Source organism: Mycobacterium sp. NAZ190054, from assembly GCF_001545925.1.
Classification (GTDB): Bacteria; Actinomycetota; Actinomycetes; order Mycobacteriales; family Mycobacteriaceae; genus Mycobacterium.
Genome location: NZ_LMVQ01000323.1, coordinates 1 through 20956, shown reverse-complemented (window position 1 = coordinate 20956; position 20956 = coordinate 1). Strand labels below are relative to the sequence as shown.

The 20956-nt window shown below is 69.3% G+C and carries 19 protein-coding genes; 15 read left to right on the top strand and 4 right to left on the bottom strand.

Translation table 11 applies throughout. The annotated features are described in order from the left end of the window. Nucleotides 1-62: 62 nt before the first annotated feature. Entirely contained in the window at nt 63-413 is a 351-nt protein-coding gene (locus tag ASJ79_RS20325) for a DUF1844 domain-containing protein (RefSeq protein WP_067959111.1), read from the bottom strand. Between the two features lie 234 nt (nt 414-647). Between ASJ79_RS20325 and infC the strand changes: the two genes are divergently transcribed. From infC to ASJ79_RS20300, 5 genes are all read left to right on the top strand, one after another. Then, complete coding sequence (gene infC, locus ASJ79_RS20320; protein WP_082753952.1) at nt 648-1253, top strand: translation initiation factor IF-3; 606 nt, start codon at nt 648-650, stop codon at nt 1251-1253. Nucleotides 1254-1265: 12 nt separating this feature from the next. Further along, nucleotides 1266-1460 (top strand): 50S ribosomal protein L35, encoded by a 195-nt coding sequence (gene rpmI / locus ASJ79_RS20315; protein ID WP_067959103.1) that lies wholly within the window; start codon nt 1266-1268, stop codon nt 1458-1460. 53 nt (nt 1461-1513) lie between these two features. Next, nucleotides 1514-1903, top strand: a complete 390-nt coding sequence (rplT, locus tag ASJ79_RS20310) for a 50S ribosomal protein L20 (RefSeq protein WP_011780528.1) — start codon at nt 1514-1516, stop codon at nt 1901-1903. Between the two features lie 23 nt (nt 1904-1926). Continuing rightward, nucleotides 1927-2667: an RNA methyltransferase gene (locus ASJ79_RS20305; protein ID WP_067959100.1), complete on the top strand. Its 741-nt coding sequence runs from the start codon at nt 1927-1929 to the stop codon at nt 2665-2667. 253 nt (nt 2668-2920) lie between these two features. Continuing rightward, entirely contained in the window at nt 2921-4153 is a 1233-nt protein-coding gene (locus ASJ79_RS20300) for a PE-PPE domain-containing protein (RefSeq protein WP_067959094.1), read from the top strand. On the opposite strand, the gene ASJ79_RS20295 is transcribed toward ASJ79_RS20300, so the two are convergent. After that, nucleotides 4150-5382: an acyl-CoA dehydrogenase family protein gene (locus ASJ79_RS20295; RefSeq protein ID WP_067959091.1), complete on the bottom strand. Its 1233-nt coding sequence runs from the start codon at nt 5380-5382 to the stop codon at nt 4150-4152. The two genes, ASJ79_RS20300 and ASJ79_RS20295, sit on opposite strands and share 4 nt — an antisense overlap. Nucleotides 5383-5386: 4 nt before the next feature. Further along, nucleotides 5387-6418, bottom strand: coding sequence for an oxygenase MpaB family protein (locus tag ASJ79_RS20290; protein ID WP_197420300.1), 1032 nt, complete (start codon nt 6416-6418; stop codon nt 5387-5389). A gap of 144 nt (nt 6419-6562) precedes the next feature. Here ASJ79_RS20290 and ASJ79_RS20285 point away from each other — a divergent pair, with 144 nt between their 5' ends. The 3 genes from ASJ79_RS20285 to pheT are packed head-to-tail and all read left to right on the top strand — an operon-like array spanning nt 6563 to nt 10951. Next, nucleotides 6563-7378 carry an adenylate/guanylate cyclase domain-containing protein gene (locus tag ASJ79_RS20285; RefSeq protein WP_067959085.1) on the top strand — a complete coding sequence of 272 codons (816 nt, stop codon included), beginning with the start codon at nt 6563-6565 and terminating at the stop codon, nt 7376-7378. 43 nt (nt 7379-7421) lie between these two features. Then, nucleotides 7422-8465, top strand: a complete 1044-nt coding sequence (gene pheS, locus ASJ79_RS20280) for a phenylalanine--tRNA ligase subunit alpha (protein ID WP_067959082.1) — start codon at nt 7422-7424, stop codon at nt 8463-8465. Continuing rightward, nucleotides 8465-10951, top strand: a complete 2487-nt coding sequence (pheT, locus tag ASJ79_RS20275) for a phenylalanine--tRNA ligase subunit beta (RefSeq protein ID WP_067959079.1) — start codon at nt 8465-8467, stop codon at nt 10949-10951. The genes pheS and pheT overlap by 1 nt, the downstream gene beginning before the upstream one ends. Nucleotides 10952-10963: 12 nt before the next feature. Here the strand turns inward: pheT and ASJ79_RS20270 are convergent, their stop codons facing one another. After that, on the bottom strand, nt 10964-14146 hold the full coding sequence (locus ASJ79_RS20270) for an adenylate/guanylate cyclase domain-containing protein (protein ID WP_082753949.1): 3183 nt from the start codon (nt 14144-14146) through the stop codon (nt 10964-10966). Between the two features lie 125 nt (nt 14147-14271). Here ASJ79_RS20270 and argC point away from each other — a divergent pair, with 125 nt between their 5' ends. The 7 genes from argC to ASJ79_RS20235 form a co-directional block, all read left to right on the top strand. Then, on the top strand, nt 14272-15306 hold the full coding sequence (argC, locus tag ASJ79_RS20265; RefSeq protein ID WP_067959074.1) for an N-acetyl-gamma-glutamyl-phosphate reductase: 1035 nt from the start codon (nt 14272-14274) through the stop codon (nt 15304-15306). Further along, a complete protein-coding gene (gene argJ, locus ASJ79_RS20260; protein WP_067959071.1) occupies nt 15303-16499 on the top strand; it encodes a bifunctional glutamate N-acetyltransferase/amino-acid acetyltransferase ArgJ in 1197 nt (398 codons plus the stop codon). Before argC ends, argJ begins: the two co-directional genes overlap by 4 nt. Beyond that, nucleotides 16496-17377, top strand: a complete 882-nt coding sequence (gene argB, locus ASJ79_RS20255) for an acetylglutamate kinase (protein ID WP_067959067.1) — start codon at nt 16496-16498, stop codon at nt 17375-17377. The genes argJ and argB overlap by 4 nt, the downstream gene beginning before the upstream one ends. Further along, the gene (locus tag ASJ79_RS20250; RefSeq protein WP_067959064.1) at nt 17374-18558 is read left to right on the top strand and encodes an acetylornithine transaminase; all 1185 of its coding nucleotides are present in this window, start codon (nt 17374-17376) and stop codon (nt 18556-18558) included. Before argB ends, ASJ79_RS20250 begins: the two co-directional genes overlap by 4 nt. After that, a complete protein-coding gene (gene argF / locus ASJ79_RS20245; RefSeq protein ID WP_067959061.1) occupies nt 18555-19478 on the top strand; it encodes an ornithine carbamoyltransferase in 924 nt (307 codons plus the stop codon). Before ASJ79_RS20250 ends, argF begins: the two co-directional genes overlap by 4 nt. Next, on the top strand, nt 19475-19960 hold the full coding sequence (locus ASJ79_RS20240; RefSeq protein ID WP_067959058.1) for an arginine repressor: 486 nt from the start codon (nt 19475-19477) through the stop codon (nt 19958-19960). Before argF ends, ASJ79_RS20240 begins: the two co-directional genes overlap by 4 nt. A 27-nt stretch (nt 19961-19987) precedes the next feature. Continuing rightward, nucleotides 19988-20956 (top strand): argininosuccinate synthase (locus ASJ79_RS20235; protein WP_067959055.1); only part of this gene is annotated, 969 nt, incomplete at its 3' end.

The following is a 20956-nucleotide window of genomic DNA, read 5'->3' as shown; positions in this document are numbered from 1 at the left end:
AGCCGGGAGGATATTCGCTCGACCCCCTGATCGCGCGGATGTTCGGCGGGGCCCGAGTGGCGCTACCAGACCGGCCCGGTGTATTTCTCGCCCGGACCCTGCCCGGGCTCGTCCGGAGCTGCGCTGGCCTCGCGGAACGCCAGCTGCAGTGTCTTCAGACCGTCGCGGACCGGGCCGGCGTGCGGTCCCAGGTACTCCACGGAGGCGGTGACCAGGCCGGCGAGCGCGGTGATCAGGCGCCTGGCCTCGTCCAGGTCGAGGTGCGGGCTCTGCTCGGGGTCGGCCTCTGACAACCCGAGCTTCTCGGCGGCGGCGCTCATCAACATGACGGCCGACCGGGTGATCACCTCGACCGCGGGTATCGTGGCCAGCTCACGCACGGTCGGATCGGGGATGTCAGAACTATCGGTCATGCCTGCTAGACTGGCATGCGCGACCGTCCCGGCTGACGCCAGGGACAGCAAGTGGAGTCCCAACTCCCACCGCCGGCCACGGGTCATCCGAAGGCTACGCGGTCCGGTCACAGACATCACCCGATGTCTGTCCTGGTCGGCTTTGGGCCCTGCTTCGAGCAGGGCTGTTCTGTCTCGCACGGAGGCAGTGCGCCGGCGGATCGAGGGGCTCCTGAGGACAACATAGGAGGCCCCATCAGCACTGAGACCCGCGTCAACGAGCGCATCCGCGTACCTGAAGTCCGCCTGATCGGACCGGGCGGTGAACAGGTAGGCATCGTGCGCATCGAAGATGCACTCCGCGTCGCCGCGGACGCCGACCTCGATCTCGTCGAAGTAGCTCCGAACGCCAGACCGCCGGTCTGCAAGATCATGGACTACGGCAAGTACAAGTACGAGACGGCCCAGAAGGCGCGCGAGTCTCGCAAGAACCAGCAGCAGACCGTCGTCAAGGAACAGAAGCTGCGTCCCAAGATCGACGACCACGACTACGAGACCAAGAAGGGTCACGTCGTCCGCTTCCTCGAAGCAGGGTCGAAGGTCAAGGTGACGATCATGTTCCGCGGACGCGAACAGTCGCGGCCCGAACTGGGCTACCGGCTCCTGCAACGCCTGGGCGCCGACGTCGCCGAGTACGGCTTCGTCGAGACGTCCGCCAAGCAGGACGGCCGCAACATGACGATGGTGCTGGCCCCGCACCGCGGCGCGAAGACTCGCGCCAAGGCGGCGCACGATGCAGATACCCCGTCGGGACAGCGCGGAGACGCGCCGGCCGACGACGCACCGACCGACACCCCATAGAACTGAGGAAACATGCCCAAGGCGAAGACCCACAGCGGCGCTTCGAAGCGGTTCCGTACCACCGGAACCGGCAAGATCGTCCGGCAGAAGGCCAACCGTAGGCACCTGCTCGAGCACAAGTCGTCCAAGCGCACCCGCCGTCTCGACGGCCGCACCACGGTGTCGGGCAACGACTCCGCGCGCATCGCGAAGATGCTGAACGGCTAGCCAGTCAGCGTCTCCGCAGCTTGAACCTGACCCCACCTAGATAGGAAAACCCCATGGCACGCGTGAAGCGCGCACTCAACGCGCAGAAGAAGCGGCGCACCGTACTGAAGGCCTCGAAGGGCTACCGCGGCCAGCGGTCCCGGTTGTACCGCAAGGCCAAGGAACAGCAGCTGCACTCGCTGACCTACGCCTACCGTGACCGGCGCGCCCGCAAGGGCGAGTTCCGCAAGCTGTGGATCTCGCGCATCAACGCCGCCGCCCGCGCCAACGACATCACCTACAACCGGCTGATCCAGGGCCTCAAGGCCGCCGGAGTCGAGGTCGACCGCAAGAACCTCGCCGAGATCGCCGTCAGCGACCCGGCCGCCTTCACCGCGTTGGTGGAGGTCGCCAAGGCCGCACTGCCGGAAGATGTCAACGCTCCGTCGGGCGAGGCTGCCTGACCCTCACCGAGCGTTCTGCCCGGGTGGTCGCCGCAGTCAAACTGCACCGTCACACCGGGCGCCGCCGCGCTGCACGCTTCCTCGCCGAAGGCCCCAATCTCGTCGAGGCAGCGTTGCGGCGCGGTCTCGTTCACGAGGTCTTCGCCACCGAGAGCGCCGCGGAGAGGTTCGCCGCACTGCTCGGCGCGACACCGGTGCACCTGGTGTCGGACAAGGCCGCAAAAGCATTGTCCGACACCGTCACTCCGGTCGGCCTGGTCGCCGTCTGCGCGATGCCGGAGACCCGGCTCGGCGACGTGCTGGCCGCCGATCCGACGCTGATCGCGGTGCCCGTCGGCATCTCCGAACCGGGCAACGCCGGCACGCTGATCCGGGTCGCCGATGCGATGGGCGCTGATGCGGTGGTGCTGGCGGGCGACAGCGTCGACCCGTACAACGGCAAGTGCCTGCGCGCGTCGGCGGGCAGCATCTTCTCGATCCCCGTCCTCAGTGCGCCGGATGCCACCGGCGCCGTCACCGGGCTCAAGGACGCCGGCCTGCAGGTGCTGGCAACGGTGCTCGACGGCCCGGTGAGCCTCGATGACGTGGACCTGTCGGCGCGCACCGCGTGGCTGTTCGGGCCGGAGGCCCACGGCCTGCCCCCCGATGTCGTCGGCCTCGCCACCGCCGGCGTCCGCATCCCGATGCCCGGTCGCGCCGAGAGCCTCAACGTGGCCGCCGCCGCCGCGATCTGTCTGTACCAGAGCGCTCGCGCCCGCCGCTGACGCCGTTGCCAGAAGGGCGCAGCGCCGCACATCGGCAGTCCCCGTATGAGATCGACGCCACGCCGCCACGGCTGCATCTGTCGGCCGGTAAACCCGTTCTGATCATGATTTTTCGGCCGCTTCCCGGGGCGGGCCGAGCCGGGATCTAGTCCCTGGATCCAGATCGAGATGGATCCGGCGATTCATTGTCGAAAAGTTAGCTGGCTCGTAGCCTGTGGTAACAGAACTTCTCACACGGGGGCGGGTGGGGGCCATGAAGCGGTTGGTCACATTCATCGGGGTCATCGCAGTGGCGTTCGCGCCGGCCGTCGCGAACGGCGCGACCGCATTGCTGGTCGGGGGCAAGGGTGGCTACGCCGAACTGACCGACGAACAGATGTCGACGGCGTTCGGCGGCTTCTTCGGTGAGTACAACCGGGTCAGCGTGCCGTTCCCGGGTGCCGACGACTTCGCGTACTCCGTCGACGAGGGAACGAAGAGCCTCTACGACGCCGTGGTGAAGACCCTCGAGGCCAATCCCGACGAGCGCATCACAATCGGTGGGGTGTCCGAGGGTGCGCCCGCGGTGGACCGGGTGCTGCGGATGCTGATGGCGCTGAACCCGGACGAGCGTCCTGACCCGGAGCACTTCAACGTGATGATCTACGGCGCACCGAACCCGCTGATGATGAACATCGGCGGCGTGCCGTACCAGCCGCTGCCCGAGACCCCGTACCACGTGATGATCGTGATGGCCGAGTACGACGGCGTCTCGGATTTCCCGGACAACCCGTTCAACCTGCTCGCCGTCGTCAACGCCGTGATGGGTGGGGTCGATCTGCACGTCGACGCGGCATGGACCGACATCTTCACCGTGCCCACCATGTACTACATCGACACCAACGACGCCGGGGGCAGTGTGACCACGGTGCTGATCCCCACCCCGCTGCTTCCGCTGCTGCAACCCCTTCTGGAGTGGGGCTTCGAGCCGGAATTCGTGAACTTCATGGACGACGTGCTGCGGCCGATCATCGACTCCGCCTACAACCGGCCGAGGTGGACCGTCGGCATTCCGCCCAACCTCGACGAGATGCAACTGTCCGACCCGCCCGCCCCGCAGCCGGCGCCCCCGCCGGCCGATCCCGCGCCGAGCGGGCCCGATCAGCGGGTCTCCTCAGGGCCCGCCCCCGTCGAACAGACACGCCACGAAACCGGTTACCGGTCCGGGCTGATCGAGCCGACGACCGGCAGCGGTCCCACCGTCGTCTTCGAACCCGATCGCGAACCCGTGACGCAGGTGCAGGTCCCGGAGTCGACCGAGCCGGAGGAAGACCCCAAGCCCGCCGACGAGATCGAGGGAGCGGCTGCGCAGAGCGGCGATCCACAGGCGGGTGACAACGCCGCCGGCGATGAGAACGCCGGTGACGACGACGATCAGAACGCAGGCAACGACGACACGGCCGGCGGCGACAACGGCGGCACCGGCACCGGCGGCGCAGAAGGCTAGCCGCTCAGCAGCCCCCGGGCCACATGGGTGATCTGGACCTCGTTGCTTCCCGCGTAGATCATCAGTGACTTGGCGTCGCGGGCCAGCTGCTCGACGCGGTACTCGGTCATGTAACCGTTGCCGCCGAACAACTGCACCGCGTCCATCGCGACGTCCGTGGCGGCCTGCGAGCAGTACCACTTGATCGCCGAGGCCTCGGCCAGCGACACCGGAGCGCCGGCCTGTGCCGACTCGATGATGCGGAACAGCATGTTGCGCACGTTCATCCGCGCGACTTCCATGTTGGCGAGCTTGAGCTGGATCAGCTGGAACTGGCCGATCTCCTGGCCCCACAGCGTGCGGCTCTTGGCGTAGTCCACGCTCAACCGCAGGCACTCCTCGATCACCCCGAGCGCCATGGCTGCGACACCGATGCGCTCGGTGGAGAAGCTGGACCGGGCGCTGTCGCGACCGTCGCCGGACTTGTTGTCCTCGGTCTCGCCCAACAGCCGGTCGCGGCCCAGTCGGACGTTGTGGAAGAACAGTTCACCGGTGCGGGACGAGTGAATGCCCATCTTGCGGAACGGCTTGGACTGCTCGAAGCCCTCCATGCCCTTGTCGAGGACGAAGGTCAGCACCTTGCGGTCGCGTTTGTCGGCGCCGTCACCCTCGTCGAGCTTGGCGTAGACCACCACCACGTCGGCGTCCGGACCGTTGGTGATGAACGTCTTCTGGCCGTTGAGGATGTAGTCGTCGCCGTCGCGCACCACATAGGACTTCATGCCGCCGAACGCGTCCGAGCCCGAATCGGGTTCGGTGATCGCCCACGCGCCGATCTTCTCGTAGGTGACCAGGCCCGGCAGCCAGCGCTCCTGCTGGGCCAGGGTGCCGCGGCTCTGAATCGTCGGCACGGTCAAGCCCAGGCTCACGCCCATGCCGGTGACCAGCCCCATCGAGACCCGGCACAGCTCGCTGATCAGCACGAACCCCATGCCGGGGGAGCCGCCACCGAACATGCCGGCGCCGGATTTCGCCGGTCGATCGTCACCGTCCCGCAACCGGGCGAGGCGTTTGTCCAGCGCCTCCTTGGCCATCGCGTCGATCCCGAAGGTCGAGAACAGCTTTCGGATGATGGGGTAGGGCTCCAGATCGCCACTTTCGAGCTCGTCGAGGTGCGGGCGGATCTCCTTGTCGACGAACTCCCGGACGGCGTCGCGCACGGCAAGATCGACGTCAGACCATTCGAGCATGCGTTCAGGCTGCCTTATCCGCCCGGCGCCGGATGGTGGCCGGTCGGCGTACTCCCGCCAGGGAGAACGTGGTATGGACCAGCGACCCGACCCGATCCAGCAGGGATTTCTGAGGCGGCAGGTAGTGCATCGGCATGTGGCGGCGGTCGCGCGGCGGCGCCATGAACGCCGGCGCCTCCACCAGCGGTGCGTCGGCGGGAATCCTGCCCTCGGCGCGACGGTACGCGGCGACCGCGCGCGGATGCAGCCGGATCTCGTCGGGCACGGCCAGGAACGCGAGCTCGACCAGCTTGCCGAACAGCCTCAGCACGATCTCGTCGCCCGGGGTCCACCGCATGCCCGCCCGCTCCCGCACGACGGGGTCGAAAACCCCTGCGGCGATCCAGCGTTGGGCGCCGATCATCGGTTTGAAGATCTGGTCCCACAGCGGGGTCGGCATCATCACGAACCACGGCTTGGGGATCCGCATCGAGAAGATGTCGAGGGTCGCCTGGTTGATCTCCAATTCCTCGCGGCACTTACGGTCCCAGTACTCGCAGAACGCCTGCCAGGACTCCGGTACCGGCTGCATGCTCATGCCGTACATCCGGTACCACTGCACGTGTTCGTCGAACAGCTGTTCCTTCTCGGCCTCGGTCAAGCCGCCGCAGAAGTACTCGGCGGTTTTGATGATCAGCATGAAGAACGTCGCGTGCGCCCAGTAGAACGTCTCGGGATTGAGCGCGTGGTAGCGCCTGCCCTCGGCGTCGACACCTTTGATCGTCTTGTGGAAGCCGCGGATCTGCGCGCCGGTCTGTGCGGCACGGTCACCGTCGTAGACCACGCCCATGATCGGGTACACCGAGCGCGCCACCCGTTGAAGCGGTTCCCGCAGCAGGATCGAATGGTCCTCGACGCCGGCACCGAGTTGGGGGTACATGTTCTGGATCGCGCCGATCCACACGCCGAGCATGCCGGTCCGCACGTCGCCGAAGTACTTCCACGTCAAGGAGCCGGGGCCGAGCGGATTGCCTTCGGACGCCGAAGGGTCTGCCATCGCCGTTGATCGCATCTCCCCACGATAAGCGCTGACAACAATCGTTGTCTACGGAACGGAGGTCGTGCCCGGCGACTCGATTAGGCTGGCGGCGTGGACGACGACCCGCCGGGTGAACCAGCAGGTGGCCGGTCTGCCGGACCGATGGGCTGGTTGAAGGACGTCAACCGTCACGACGGCCTGATCTCGTTTCTCCGCCGCACCCGGCGTGCGCTGCCCGGAGATCCCGACTTCGGCGACCCGCTGTCGGTCAGCGGTGTCGGCGGTCCGAGCGCTGCCGCCCGCGCGGCCGACCGGATCCTGGAACGCGACGCGGTGACCCGGGAGGTGAGCCTCGGCGCGCTGCAGGTCTGGCAGGCGCTCACCGAACGCGTCTCGGGTCGTCCCGCCAACGCCGAGATGACGTTGGTGTTCACCGACCTGGTCGGGTTCTCGGCGTGGTCACTCGAGGCCGGCGACGACGCCACGCTGCGGCTGCTGCGGCGGGTGTCCCAAGCCGTCGAACCGCCGCTGCTGGAAGCCGGCGGGCACATCGTCAAGCGCATGGGTGACGGCCTGATGGCGGTGTTCACCGACCCCGCCACCGCGGTGCGGGCCGCCGTCGCCGCCCGCCGGGCCGTGAAAGCCCTTGACCTGGACGGGTATACACCCCGGATGCGGGTGGGGATCCATACCGGCCGGCCGCAGCGGATCGGCTCGGACTGGCTGGGTGTCGACGTGAACCTGGCCGCCCGGGTGATGGAGCGCGCCACCCGGGGCGAACTCGTGGTGTCCGAGGCCACCTTGGAGCGCATCCCGGAGGACGAGTTCCAGACCCTCGGCGTCTCGGCGAGGAAACTCCGCCGACCTGTCTTCGCGACCCGGCAGGACGGTGTGCCCGCCGACTTCACCATGTACCGGCTCCGGACTCTCCGGCCGTCGTCGACGGACGACAGCGACGGCGCAGCCGCCGGAGGGTGATCGCAGGCGCAGCGCCCGGAAACGCATCGCCTATGATCGCCGGGTGGCTGATCAGCCAGTAGACCTATCAGACCAAGCGCTGGCCGACGCGGTCAGCGCAGCCCGGCGCGCCTTCGACCAGGCCGCGACCCTTGACGAGCTCGCCAAGGCCAAGACCGAGCACCTCGGGGATCGTTCGCCGATCGCGCTCGCGCGACAGGCCCTGGGCTCACTGCCCAAGGCCGACCGCGCCGACGCCGGTAAGCGGGTCAACGTCGCGCGCACCGAGGCGCAGGCCGCCTACGACGACCGGCTGGCCGTCCTCCGCGCCGAGCGTGACGCCGCGGTGCTGGTCGCCGAGCGCATCGACGTCACGTTGCCGTCGAGCCGCCGGCCCGTGGGGGCCCGGCACCCGATCACGATCCTGGCCGAGAACGTCGCCGACACCTTCGTCGCGATGGGCTGGGAACTCGCGGAGGGGCCCGAGGTCGAGACCGAACAGTTCAACTTCGACGCGCTGAACTTCCCGCCCGACCACCCGGCGCGCAGCGAGCAGGACACCTTCCACATCGCCCCGGACGGGTCCCGGCAGGTGTTGCGCACACACACCTCGCCGGTGCAGATCCGCGCGCTGCTGGAGCGTGAGCTGCCGGTGTACATCGTCTCGATCGGGCGCACCTTCCGCACCGACGAACTCGACGCCACCCACACCCCGGTCTTCCACCAGGTGGAGGGCCTGGCCGTGGACAAGGGCCTGACGATGGCCAATCTGCGCGGCACGCTCGACGCGTTCGCCCGGGCGCAGTTCGGCCCGCAGGGACGTACCCGGTTCCGGCCGCACTTCTTCCCGTTCACCGAGCCGTCCGCGGAGGTCGACATCTGGTTCCCGAACAAGAAGGGCGGACCGGGCTGGGTCGAGTGGGGCGGCTGCGGCATGGTGAACCCGAATGTGCTGCGCGCCTGCGGTATCGACCCCGAGGTGTACTCGGGATTCGCGTTCGGCATGGGTCTGGAACGCACGCTGCAGTTCCGCAACGGCATCCCGGACATGCGCGACATGGTCGAGGGTGACGTCCGGTTCTCGCTGCCGTTCGGGGTGGGAGCCTGATGCGCCTTCCCTACAGCTGGCTCCGCGAGATCGTGCAGGCCGGTTCGCCGGGCTGGGACGTGCCCGCCGAAGAGCTCGAGCAGGCACTCATCCGCATCGGCCACGAGGTCGAGGAGATCATCCCCGTCGGTCCGGTCACCGGACCGCTGACGATCGGCCGCGTCGCCGAGATCGAGGAACTCACCGAGTTCAAGAAGCCGATCCGGGCGGTCAAGGTCGATGTCGGCGAACCGGATACTCGCGACATCGTCTGCGGTGCAACGAACTTCGCGGTCGGAGATCTGGTCGTGGTCGCCCTTCCGGGCACCGTGCTGCCGGGTGACTTCACCATCGCGACCCGCAAGACCTACGGCCGGACCTCCGACGGCATGATCTGCTCGGTGTCCGAACTGAACCTGGGGACAGACCACTCCGGCATCCTGGTGCTGCCGCCGGGGACCGCCGAACCGGGCACGCCGGCCGCCGCCGTGCTCGGCCTCGACGACGTGGTGTTCCATCTGGCGATCACGCCGGACCGGGGCTACTGCCTGTCGGTGCGTGGGATGGCCCGCGAGATCGCCAACGCCTACGACCTCGATTTCGCCGATCCCGCCGACGTCGCCCCGCTGCCTGCCGAAGGTGAGGCGCTGCCGGTGACCATCGAGCCGGGTACCGGTGTGCAGCGCTTCGGGCTGCGTCCGGTCACCGGGATCGACCCGAACGCGGTGTCCCCGTGGTGGCTTCAGCGCCGATTGCTGCTCAGCGGAATCCGGGCGATCTCGCCCGCGGTCGACGTCACCAACTACGTCATGCTCGAGCTGGGTCATCCGATGCACGCCCATGACCGCAGCCTCATCACCGGCGGGTTCCGGGTCCGGTTCGCCGAACCGGGGGAGACGGTGGTCACCCTCGACGACGTCGAGCGCACTCTGGACTCGGTCGACGTGCTCATCGTCGACGACGCCGCGACCGCCGCGATCGGCGGTGTGATGGGCGCCGGCACCACCGAGGTGCGCGACGCCACCACCGACGTCCTGCTGGAGGCGGCCGTCTGGGACCCCGCCGCCGTGTCGCGGACCCAGCGGCGGCTCCGGTTGCACAGTGAGGCGGGCCGGCGCTACGAGCGCACCGTCGACCCCGCCGTGTCGGTCGCCGCACTGGACCGCTGTTCCACACTGCTCGCCGAGATCGCCGGCGGCACAATCGAACCCACGCTGACCGATTGGCGGGGCGACCCTCCCCGCCAGGACTGGTCGCATCCCGCGGTCAGCATGCCCGCCGACCTGCCCGACCGCACCGCCGGTGTCGACTACCCGAAGGGCGCCGCCCGGAAGCGGTTGACGCAGATCGGTGCCTCCGTCGTCGTCGACGGTGACACGCTGACGGCCACCCCGCCGAGCTGGCGACCCGACCTGCGTCAGCCCGCCGACCTGGTCGAGGAGGTGATGCGCCTGGAGGGGCTCGACGTGATCCCCTCCGTGCTGCCCGCCGCACCGGCCGGCCGCGGCCTGACCGCCGACCAGAAACGTCGGCGTGCGGTCGGGAAGTCGCTCGCGCTCAACGGGTTCGTCGAGATCCTGCCGACCCCGTTCCTGCCCGCCGGGATCTTCGACCAGTGGGGCCTCGAGGCCGATGATCCGCGCCGGAACACCACACAGGTGCTCAACCCGCTCGAGTCCGACCGGCCTCACCTGGCCACCACGTTGCTGCCCGGGCTGTTGGAAGCACTGAGCCGCAACGTGTCCCGGGGTGCGGTCGACGTCGCGCTGTTCGCGATCGCCCAGGTGGTGGAGCCGACGGCCGACACCAGAGCGGTCGAGCGCATCCCCAACGACCGGCGGCCCACCGACGACGAGATCGCCGCGCTGGACGCCTCGCTGCCACGGCAGCCCCAGCACGTCGGGGCGGTGCTGGCAGGCCTGCGCGAACCGGCAGGGCCCTGGGGCCGGGGCAGGCCGGTCGAGGCCGCGGATGCGTTCGAGGCCGTCCGGGTCATCGGTCGCGCCGCGGACATCGAGTTCACCTTCCGGGCCGCCCAACACCTGCCCTGGCACCCGGGTCGGTGCGCCGAGATCCTCGTCGGTGACGTCGTCGTCGGGCATGCCGGGCAGCTCCACCCGGCGGTCGTCGAGCGTTCCGGACTGCCCAAGGGCACCTGCGCGGTCGAGCTCGATCTCGACGCGGTGCCGCTGGTCGACCGGCTGCCGGTGCCCGCGGTGTCACCGTTCCCGGCGGTGTTCCAGGACATCGCCCTGATCGTGGACGAAGACATCGCGGCGCAGAGCGTCGTCGACGCTGTCCGGGCCGGGGCCGGTGAGCTGCTCGAGGACGTCCGGATCTTCGACGTGTACACCGGCCCGCAGATCGGTGACGGACGCAAGTCGCTGGCGTTGGCGCTGCGCTTCCGCGCGCCCGACCGCACGCTGACCGAAGAAGAGGCCAGCGCCGCACGGGACGCCGCGGTGGCGCTCGCCGGGCAGCGTGTCGGGGCCGAGCAACGCCGCTGACGCCGGGTCCGCTCAGCGCAACGACGCGAAGATCTCGGTCGTCGTCTGCGGCACTTCGTAGTTCGACGCGGCCGCCGCGGCCCGGGCACGTTTCATGTACTCGTGACTGACGGCGTCGTCTCCCACCGCCTCGGCCAGGAGTGCGCGCAGCCGCAGTAGCGACACGTCGTACAGCACGAATCCCGGATCGACAGCGACTGCGGCGAGCCGGTCGACGGCGGCCGTCGCTTCGGCGAGGTCGCCGTCGCCGGCACGCTTGACGAGGGACTCCACCAGCACCGACGTGGCAACTCCCAGGGACAGCACCTCGCCGGCGGTGAGCATGTCGCTGATCGCGCCGCGTGCCGAGTCGATCGCGCCGGAGAGGTCAGCGCGCTGAGCCATACAGCGCGCGAGTGCGGGTTCGGCGAGCGCCATCGCGTTCATCGTGAATCGGCGTCGGTTGGTTGCCTCGCGGGCCTTCGTCAACAGATCGACCGCCTCCTCGCCCGGGTCGTTCCCATAGACGAGGACGAGCCCTCGGGCGACGCGGGCCGTCGTCAACGTGAGCTCGTCACCGGCATGTTCGGCCAGCCGGAGTGCAGCGGCGGTCTCCTGCAGGGCCACCTCGTCGACGCGGCGCGCTCCGACCGGGATCGACAGGATGTACTTGTAGAGCACCGAACTGACCCGGCTCGTCGGATCCAGGTCGTGTGCCATCGCAATCGCTGCATCACCGTCGGAGCGCCATCCGTCGACTCCGAGACAGAGCCGGTACAGGCCGCGCATCCGCATCGCGCTCACCAGCGGCGAACTGAACAACAGGTTGCCTCTCGTCAGGTCCCCGTCCGACAGGTCGATCACCGTCTGGGCCAGTCTCAGCGCTTCCCGCAGCTGCCCGACCTCGGACCGGGCGTACGCGACCGCCAACCACAGAGCGCAGCCGAGAACCGGATCGCGCAGTGCGCGGATTCGCGCAGTCAACTCGGGGATCAGCCCGATCGCCTCGCTGTGACGGTGCTGCCCGGTGAGCGCCATGATGATGCCGGCCAGACTGATCGCCAGCGATCGGCGGTCACCGGACGTCTCGCACAGTGTCCGGAGCTCGCCGAGCCCGGCGTCGTCGAGATTGCCGCCGGTGCGCCAGGATTCGCTGCACAGCTGGGTGAGTGCCGAGCTCAGGAGCGCTGTTCGCTCGGTATCGCCGTCGGGAAGTGCCTCGGCAGCTCTGCGTGCACACCGCCAGTTCTCCCAGGCGGCGGCCCGGTCGCGATGGCTCAGCCAGCGGCCGGCACGCATATGCCATTCGAAGGCGACCCGCAGATCGCCTGCGGCGTGCAGGTGTTCGGCGATCAGCGCTGCGTGCTGCTCCGGATCGGTGGAGTTCGCACGTTCGATCGCGGCGGCCACCCGCCGGTGCATGTCGTTGCGCACCGCCTTGAGCTGCGACTCGTATGCCACCGCGTGGATCAACGGGTGCCGGAAGGTGAACTCGACCCAGGACAGCGACGAGACCCGATCGACGAGTTCGGCTTCCTGCAGGACCACGATCGCGCCGGTCACCAGTTCGTCGTCATCGACAACCGCCCGCAGAAGATCCGGGCCGAAGCGGGTGCCGATCACCGCTGCGGCGTACAACACCGACTTGACCGGCGTGGGGAGCCGGTCGATGCGGGCGGCTATCGTCGCCTGCAGAGTGGCCGGGACGGCGATGTCCCGTTGTTCGCCGATGCTCCGGTAGTGCCCGCGTCGCCCCTGGAGGACACCACGCTGTGCCAGATCTCGAACGATCTCCGTGACGAAAAGCGGGTTGCCGGAGGCCTTCTCGACGATCTGGTGCGCGATGCGCTGAACCGACGCGTCGGCGCCCAGTAGCTCGGACGTCAGCGCGTCGACGTGCATATCGGACAGCGGTCCCAGCGCGACAGCCTCGCCGGAGGCGATCCTGCTGAGGGCCCCTCGGTATTCGGGCCGGTGGGTGACAAGCACCAGCGACCGCGTCTTCGGTAGCACGTCGGCAACGTCGACGAGCAGCGACTCGCTCGCCTCGTCGATCCAGTGCGCGTCCTCGATCACATAGAGACCTGAACGACGCTGCAGCAAGATGCCTTTGACGACCTCGGTCAGCCGCCGCCGGCGTGCCTCGGGGGAGACATCGGGCGGCGCCGTCGCCTGGTCACGGACCCCGAGCAGATCATCGAGGAGCAGCAGATCGTCGGCGTCCGCGTCCGGCAACGCAGAGCGCACCCGCGACCGGGCACGGTCGGCCGGCGCGTCGGTGACCGCCAGAACGGCGCGCAACAGCCGGGCCGCGGCGCTGAAGGACAGGTTGCGGGTATGGGACTCGCAGTAGGTGATGTACACCGGCAGCGCCCGGCTCGCGGCCACGTCGACGATCTCGGTGACAAGGCGTGTCTTGCCGATACCTGCGGGGCCTACGACGCGGCCGACGAGCCCGTGGGTGGCCAGTGCACGGTCCAGCAGCGCGATCATCACGGCCAGTTCGTCGGCACGTCCCGTCAGGGGCGGCTCCTGACCCGCTTGGCGCCTGGAACGGTCGGTAGGAACGGCCAACAGGCGACGCACGGGAATGGGGGCATTCCGCCCCTTGATCGGGACGTGCTCAGGGCCGCCGAGAATGGCGCAGTTCTCGACCAGCCGGGCGGTGGCCGCGCTGAGCATCACACCGCCGGCGGGCGCAACCGACTCCATCCGCTGGGCCATCCCGACCTCTTCGCCGAATGTGGTGTAGCCCAGCACACCGGACCTGATCTCACCGGCGATCACCTGTCCGGAGTTCAGGCCGACCCGCAGTTGCAGATCGATTCCGTCCCGTCCCAGCACCTCGACAGCCTGATGACGGACCTCCTCCACCACGCGTAACGCGGCACGACATGCGAGCACCGCGTGATCCTCGAGCGCATGCGGTGCGCCGAACACCGCCATCAGCCCGTCGCCGGTGAACTGGTTGACCACGCCGCCGTATCCGCGGATCACCCCGGAGGAGCGCCGCATCAATTCGGCCATGATCTCGCTGAGGCGTTCCGGCCCGACCGTCCTGGCGATGTCCATCGAGCGGACGACGTCGGCGAACAACACGGTGACCTGCTTGTATTCGGCGACCTCGGGCGTGGCGGTCTTTACCCCGCAGTGATCGCAGAATCTCGCCCCGTCCCGCAGCAGCGTGCCGCAGGCGCGGCAGCATGGTGATCCCATCGACCCTCCTGCTGGGATCGAGCCGGTACCGGACGGCGTAAGGTCAAACCTACGTCGGCGAGGCCCGACACCACGCGGCAATAATGAATTTGCAGTTTCGTGCATAACCATGCAAGATCTCCGGCATGACTTCCGTCGCGGTCGCCGGTGCCAGCGGTTACGCCGGGGGAGAGATCCTGCGTCTGCTCCTCGGTCACCCCGCCTACGCCGACGGCAGGCTGACCATCGGCGCGCTGACCGCCGCGTCCAGTGCCGGATCGGCCCTGGCCGAACACCACCCCCATCTGCTGCCGCTCGCCGACCGCACGCTGCAGCCGACCGAGGTCGACGTGTTGGCCGGCCACGACGTGGTCTTCCTCGGACTGCCGCACGGGCATTCGGCCGCCCTGGCCGAGCAGTTGGGCCCCGACGTCCTGATCGTCGACTGCGGCGCCGACTTCCGGCTGACCGACCCCGGCGCCTGGCAGCGGTTCTACGGTTCGGAGCACGCCGGCAGCTGGCCCTACGGACTCCCCGAGCTTCCCGGCGGCCGTGACCGGCTGCGCGACACCAGACGGGTCGCCGTGCCCGGCTGCTATCCCACCGCGGCGCTACTGGCGCTGTGGCCCGCGCTCGCCGAGGGACTCGTCGAGCCCGCCGTGACCGTCGTCGCCGTCAGCGGTACCTCCGGAGCCGGGCGGTCGGCCAAGGTCGACCTGCTCGGCGCCGAGGTCATCGGGTCGGCCCGCGCCTACAACATCGGCGGCAGACACCGGCACACGCCCGAGATCGCCCAGGGCCTGCGCACGGTGGCCGGCGGGGACGTCACGGTGTCCTTCACCCCGGTGCTGATCCCCACCTCCCGCGGCATCCTGGCGACCTGCACGGCGCGGACCGACGCGTCGGTGTCGCAGCTGCGCGCCGCCTACGAGAAGGCTTACACCGACGAGCCTTTCGTCTATCTCCTGCCCGACGGGCAGCTGCCCAAGACCGGCGCGGTGATCGGCAGCAACGCCGCGCAGCTCGCGATCGCAGTCGACGAGGACGCCTCGACGTTCATCGCGGTCGCCGCCATCGACAATCTCGTGAAGGGAACCGGAGGAGCGGCTGTGCAGTCGATGAACCTGGCGCTGGGCTGGCCCGAGACCGAGGGGCTCTCGACGGTCGGGGTGGCCCCGTGACACGGCTGCTGCGCAATCAGGGTGTCACCGCGCCCGCGGGCTTCCGGGCCACCGGCATCGCCGCGGGGATCAAGGCCTCCGGCAAGCTGGACCTGGCCCTGGTGTTCAACGAGGGTCCCGACCACGCGGCCGCCGGTGTGTTCACCCGCAACAAGATCAAGGCGGCGCCGGTGTTGTGGTCGCAGCAGGTGCTCACCACCGGGAAGCTGCGCGCGGTGATCCTGAACTCCGGCGGCGCCAATGCGTGCACCGGGCCGGGGGGATTCCAGGACACCCACGCCACCGCCGAGGCGGTCGCGGCGGCGCTGTCGGACTGGGGCACCGAGACCGGTGCGATCGAGGTCGCCGTGTGCTCGACCGGACTGATCGGCGACCGGTTGCCGATGGACAAGATGCTGGCCGGCGTGCGCGAGATCGTGCAGGAGATGGCCGGCGGCCTGACCGGCGGCGACGAGGCCGCGCGGGCGATCATGACCACCGACACCGTGCCCAAGCAGGTTGCGCTGCACCATGACGACAAGTGGACCGTCGGCGGGATGGCCAAGGGGGCCGGCATGCTCGCCCCGTCACTGGCGACCATGCTGTGCGTGATCACCACCGATGCGGCCGCCACCCCGGCGGCGCTGCAGGCCGCGCTGAAGAACGCGGTGTCCCGCACGTTCGACCGCCTCGACGTCGACGGCAGCTGCTCGACCAACGACACCGTGCTCCTGCTGTCGTCGGGGGCCAGCGAGGTGACACCCAGCCAGCAGGAACTTGACGATGCGGTGCTGCGCGTGTGCGACGACCTGTGCGCGCAGTTGCAGGCCGACGCCGAAGGCGTCACCAAACGGGTTCTGGTCACCGTCACCGGTGCCGCGAGCGAGGACGACGCGGTCGCCGCCGCACGGGTGATCGCCCGCGACAGCCTGGTCAAGACCGCGCTGTTCGGCTCCGACCCGAACTGGGGGCGGGTGCTGGCCGCCGTCGGAATGGCCCCGGTGAAGCTCGACGCCGATCGGATCGCCGTGTCCTTCAACGGATCTCCGGTGTGCGTGGACAGCGTCGGGGTGCCGGGAGCGCGTGAGGTGGATCTGAGCGGCGAGGAGATCTCGGTCGTGGTCGACCTCGGTGTCGGATCGGGCTCGGCGTCGATCCGCACCACCGACCTGTCCCACGCCTACGTCGAAGAGAACTCGGCGTACAGCTCATGAGTACGCCGGCCGTCGAGACCTCCGTCAAGGCGCGGGTGCTCGCCGACGCACTGCCGTGGCTGACCGCGCTGAACGACAAGATCGTCGTGGTCAAGTACGGCGGCAACGCGATGACCGACGACAGGCTCAAGGCCGCGTTCGCCGCCGACATGGTGTTCCTGCGCAACTGCGGTATCCACCCCGTCGTCGTGCACGGCGGCGGGCCCCAGATCTCGGCCATGCTCAAAAAGCTCGGTATCGCAGGCGATTTCAAGGGCGGATTCCGCGTCACCACCCCCGAGGTGCTCGACGTCGCCCGCATGGTGCTGTTCGGTCAGGTGGGCCGCGAGCTGGTCAACCTCATCAACGCCTACGGCCCCTACGCCGTCGGCATCACCGGTGAGGACGCCCACCTGTTCACCGCGGTGCGGCGCACCGTGATGGTCGACGGGGTGGCCACCGACATCGGACTGGTCGGTGACGTCGAGCGGGTCAACACCGACGCCGTGCTCGACCTCATCGATGCCGGCCGCATCCCGGTGGTGTCGACGATCGCCCCGGACGACGCCGGCCTGGTCTACAACATCAACGCCGACACCGCCGCCGCCGCGCTGGCCGAGGCCCTCGGCGCCGAGAAACTGCTGATGCTGACCGACGTCGAGGGTCTCTACACACGCTGGCCTGACCGCGAATCCCTGGTCAGCCAGATCGATTCGGACGCGCTGGCCGACCTGCTGCCCACGCTGGAGGAGGGCATGGTGCCCAAGATCGAGGCGTGTCTGCGTGCGATCGACGGCGGTGTGCCGAGCGCGCACGTGATCGACGGCCGCGTCGAGCACTGCGTGCTCGTCGAGCTGTTCACCGACGAAGGCGCGGGCACGAAGGTGGTGCGGGCATGACCGACAAGCTGTTGGACCGCTGGTCGGCGGTGATGATGAACAACTACGGCACGCCGCCGCTGGCGCTCGTGAGCGGCGACGGAGCCGTCGTCACCGACACCGACGGCAAGTCCTACGTCGACCTGCTCGGCGGCATCGCGGTCAACGTGCTGGGCCACCGTCATCCCGCGGTGATCGAGGCGGTCACCCGGCAGCTGAACACACTCGGACACACCTCGAACCTGTACGCCACCGAACCCGGTGTGGCCCTGGCCGAATCGCTCGTCGGGCTGCTCGGCGCCCCCGCCAAGGCGTTCTTCTGCAACTCCGGCACCGAAGCCAACGAGGTGGCCTTCAAGATCTCCCGGCTCACCGGCCGGACCAACGTCGTCGCCGCCGACGGTGCCTTCCACGGCCGCACGATGGGGTCGCTGGCGCTCACCGGTCAGCCGTCCAAGCGGGCCCCGTTCGAGCCGCTGCCGGGCCACGTCACCCACGTGCCCTACGGCGACGTCGAAGCGCTGCGCGCCGCGGTCGACGACGACACCGCCGCGGTGTTCCTGGAACCGATCATGGGGGAGGGCGGCGTCGTCGTCCCGCCGGCCGGCTACCTGGTGGCCGCGCGCGAGATCACCGCCGCGCACGGCGCGCTGCTGGTGCTCGACGAGGTGCAGACGGGCGTCGGGCGCACCGGCGCGTTCTACGCCCACCAGCACGACGGCATCACCCCCGACATCGTCACGCTCGCCAAGGGCCTCGCCGGCGGGCTGCCGATCGGGGCGTGCCTGGCCGTCGGCGCCACCGCCGACCTGCTCACCCCCGGTCTGCACGGCAGCACTTTCGGCGGGAACCCGGTGTGCACCGCCGCGGCGCTGGCGGTGCTGAAGGTGCTGGCCGACGAAGGCCTGGTGGAACGCGCCGACGTGCTCGGCAAGACGATCGCCCACGGCGTGGAGACGCTCGGGCATCCGCTGGTCGACCACGTCCGCGGCCGCGGGTTGCTGCGCGGGATCGTGCTCACCGCCGAGGCCGCCAAACCCGTCGAAGCCGCCGCGCGCGACGCCGGCTTCCTCGTCAACGCCGCCGCGGCCGACGTCGTCAGGCTCGCCCCACCGCTGGTGCTCACCGAGGCGCAAGCCGAGTCCTTCCTGGCGGCGCTTCCGTCCATCCTCGATCAGGCCGCCCAGGAGAACTCTCGATGACACGGCATTTCCTCCGCGACGACGACTTCTCGCCCGAGGAGCAGGCCGAGGTGCTGGCGCTGGCCGCCGACCTCAAGAAGGACCGGTTCAGCCGGCGCCCGCTGGAAGGGCCGCGCGGCGTCGCGGTGATCTTCGAGAAGAACTCGACGCGCACCCGGTTCTCGTTCGAGATGGGCATCGCCGAACTCGGCGGGCACGCCGTGGTGGTGGACGGCCGCAGCACCCAGCTGGGACGCGAGGAGACTCTCGAAGACACCGGCCAGGTGTTGTCCCGCTACGTCGACGCGATCGTCTGGCGCACCTTCGCCCAGGAGCGCCTGACCGCGATGGCGTCCGGTTCCTCCGTCCCGATTGTCAATGCGCTGTCCGACGAGTTCCATCCCTGCCAGGTCCTCGCCGACCTGCAGACGCTGATCGAACGCAAGGGTGAGCTGAAGGGGTTGCGGCTGGCCTACTTCGGTGACGGTGCCAACAACATGGCGCACTCGCTGATGCTCGGCGGGGTCACCGCGGGCATCGACGTCACCATCGCCGCCCCGCACGGCTTCGAGCCGCACCCGATGTTCGTCGCCGCCGCCGAGACCCGCGCCCATCAGACGGGGGCCACCGTCACGCTCACCGACGACCCGGTGCAGGCGGCCGGCGGGGCGGACGTCCTCGTCACCGACACGTGGACCTCGATGGGGCAGGAGAACGACGGGCTCGACCGGGTGCGGCCGTTCCGCCCGTTCCAGGTCAACGCCGACCTGCTCGGCCACGCCGATTCGGAAGCCGTTGTCTTGCACTGCCTTCCGGCGCACCGCGGTCACGAGATCACCGACGACGTGATCGACGGTCCGCAGAGCGCGGTGTGGGACGAGGCCGAGAACCGGCTGCACGCGCAGAAGGCCCTGCTGGTGTGGCTGCTGGAGCGGGCGTGACCGCCTCGACCACCCGCGCCGGCAGGCAGGCCCGCATCGTGGCGCTGCTGTCGGCGCAGTCGGTGCGCAGCCAGAGCGAGCTGGCCGCGCTGCTGGCCGACGAGGGCATCGACGTCACCCAGGCGACGCTGTCCCGCGATCTGGAAGAGCTCGGCGCCGTCAAGCTGCGCGGCGCCGACGGCGGGGTCGGCGTCTACATCGTCCCCGAGGACGGCAGCCCGGTGCGCGGTGTCGCCGGCGGCACCGAACGCGTCACGCGGCTGCTCGGGGATCTGCTGGTGTCCACCGACTCCAGCGCCAACCTCGCTGTGCTGCGCACCCCGCCGGGCGCGGCCCACTACCTGGCCAGCGCGCTGGACCGGGCGGCGCTGCCGTATGTGGTCGGCACCGTCGCCGGTGACGACACCATCCTCGTCATCGCGCGCGAACCGATGACCGGCGCCGAGCTGGCCGCCACCATCGAGAACCTCTCGAAAGCCTGAAGCAGTTCAACAAGAAGGAGTTTCGTTATGTCCGAGCGCGTCATCCTCGCGTATTCCGGCGGTCTGGACACCTCGGTGGCGATCAGCTGGATCGGCAAGGAGACCGGCCGTGAGGTTGTTGCGGTCGCCATCGACCTCGGGCAGGGCGGCGAGGACATGGAGGTGGTGCGGCAGCGTGCGCTGGACTGCGGCGCTGTCGAGGCCGTCGTCGTCGACGCCCGCGACGAGTTCGCCGAGCAGTACTGCCTGCCCGCCATCCAGTCCAACGCGCTCTACATGGACCGCTACCCGCTGGTCTCGGCGCTGAGCCGGCCGCTGATCGTCAAGCACCTCGTCGACGCGGCCCGCGAGCACGGCGGCGGCATCGTCGCCCACGGGTGCACCGGCAAGGGCAACGACCAGGTGCGCTTCGAGGTCGGGTTCGCGTCGCTGGCACCCGATCTGGAGGTGCTCGCACCCGTACGCGACTACGCCTGGACCCGTGAGAAGGCCATCGCGTTCGCCGAGGAGAACGCGATCCCGATCAACGTGACCAAACGCTCCCCGTTCTCGATCGACCAGAACGTGTGGGGCCGGGCCGTTGAAACCGGCTTCCTCGAGCACCTCTGGAACGCCCCGACCAAGGACGTCTACGACTACACCGAGGATCCGACCGTCAACTGGAGCACCCCCGACGAGGTGATCGTCGGCTTCGACAAAGGCGTGCCGGTCTCCATCGACGGCAATCCGGTCACCGTGCTGCAGGCCATCGAGCAGCTCAACGAGCGGGCCGGCGCTCAGGGTGTCGGCCGCCTCGACGTCGTCGAGGACCGGCTGGTCGGCATCAAGAGCCGTGAGATCTACGAGGCGCCCGGCGCGATGGTGCTGATCACCGCCCACACCGAGCTCGAGCACGTCACGCTGGAGCGCGAACTGGGCCGGTTCAAGCGCACCACCGACCAGAAGTGGGGCGAGCTCGTCTATGACGGCCTCTGGTACTCCCCGCTGAAGACCGCG

Excerpts from the sequence above, each read along its gene's own strand:
- ASJ79_RS20325 (WP_067959111.1), bottom strand. The coding sequence starts at position 413 with ATGACCGATAGTTCTGACATCCCCGATCCGACCGTGCGTGAGCTGGCC.
- rpmI (WP_067959103.1), top strand. The coding sequence starts at position 1,266 with ATGCCCAAGGCGAAGACCCACAGCGGCGCTTCGAAGCGGTTCCGTACC.
- rplT (WP_011780528.1), top strand. The coding sequence starts at position 1,514 with ATGGCACGCGTGAAGCGCGCACTCAACGCGCAGAAGAAGCGGCGCACC.
- ASJ79_RS20300 (WP_067959094.1), top strand. The coding sequence starts at position 2,921 with ATGAAGCGGTTGGTCACATTCATCGGGGTCATCGCAGTGGCGTTCGCG.
- ASJ79_RS20295 (WP_067959091.1), bottom strand. The coding sequence starts at position 5,382 with ATGCTCGAATGGTCTGACGTCGATCTTGCCGTGCGCGACGCCGTCCGG.
- ASJ79_RS20290 (WP_197420300.1), bottom strand. The coding sequence starts at position 6,418 with ATGGCAGACCCTTCGGCGTCCGAAGGCAATCCGCTCGGCCCCGGCTCC.
- ASJ79_RS20285 (WP_067959085.1), top strand. The coding sequence starts at position 6,563 with ATGGGCTGGTTGAAGGACGTCAACCGTCACGACGGCCTGATCTCGTTT.
- pheT (WP_067959079.1), top strand. The coding sequence starts at position 8,465 with ATGCGCCTTCCCTACAGCTGGCTCCGCGAGATCGTGCAGGCCGGTTCG.
- ASJ79_RS20270 (WP_082753949.1), bottom strand. The coding sequence starts at position 14,146 with ATGGGATCACCATGCTGCCGCGCCTGCGGCACGCTGCTGCGGGACGGG.
- argC (WP_067959074.1), top strand. The coding sequence starts at position 14,272 with ATGACTTCCGTCGCGGTCGCCGGTGCCAGCGGTTACGCCGGGGGAGAG.
- argB (WP_067959067.1), top strand. The coding sequence starts at position 16,496 with ATGAGTACGCCGGCCGTCGAGACCTCCGTCAAGGCGCGGGTGCTCGCC.
- ASJ79_RS20250 (WP_067959064.1), top strand. The coding sequence starts at position 17,374 with ATGACCGACAAGCTGTTGGACCGCTGGTCGGCGGTGATGATGAACAAC.
- argF (WP_067959061.1), top strand. The coding sequence starts at position 18,555 with ATGACACGGCATTTCCTCCGCGACGACGACTTCTCGCCCGAGGAGCAG.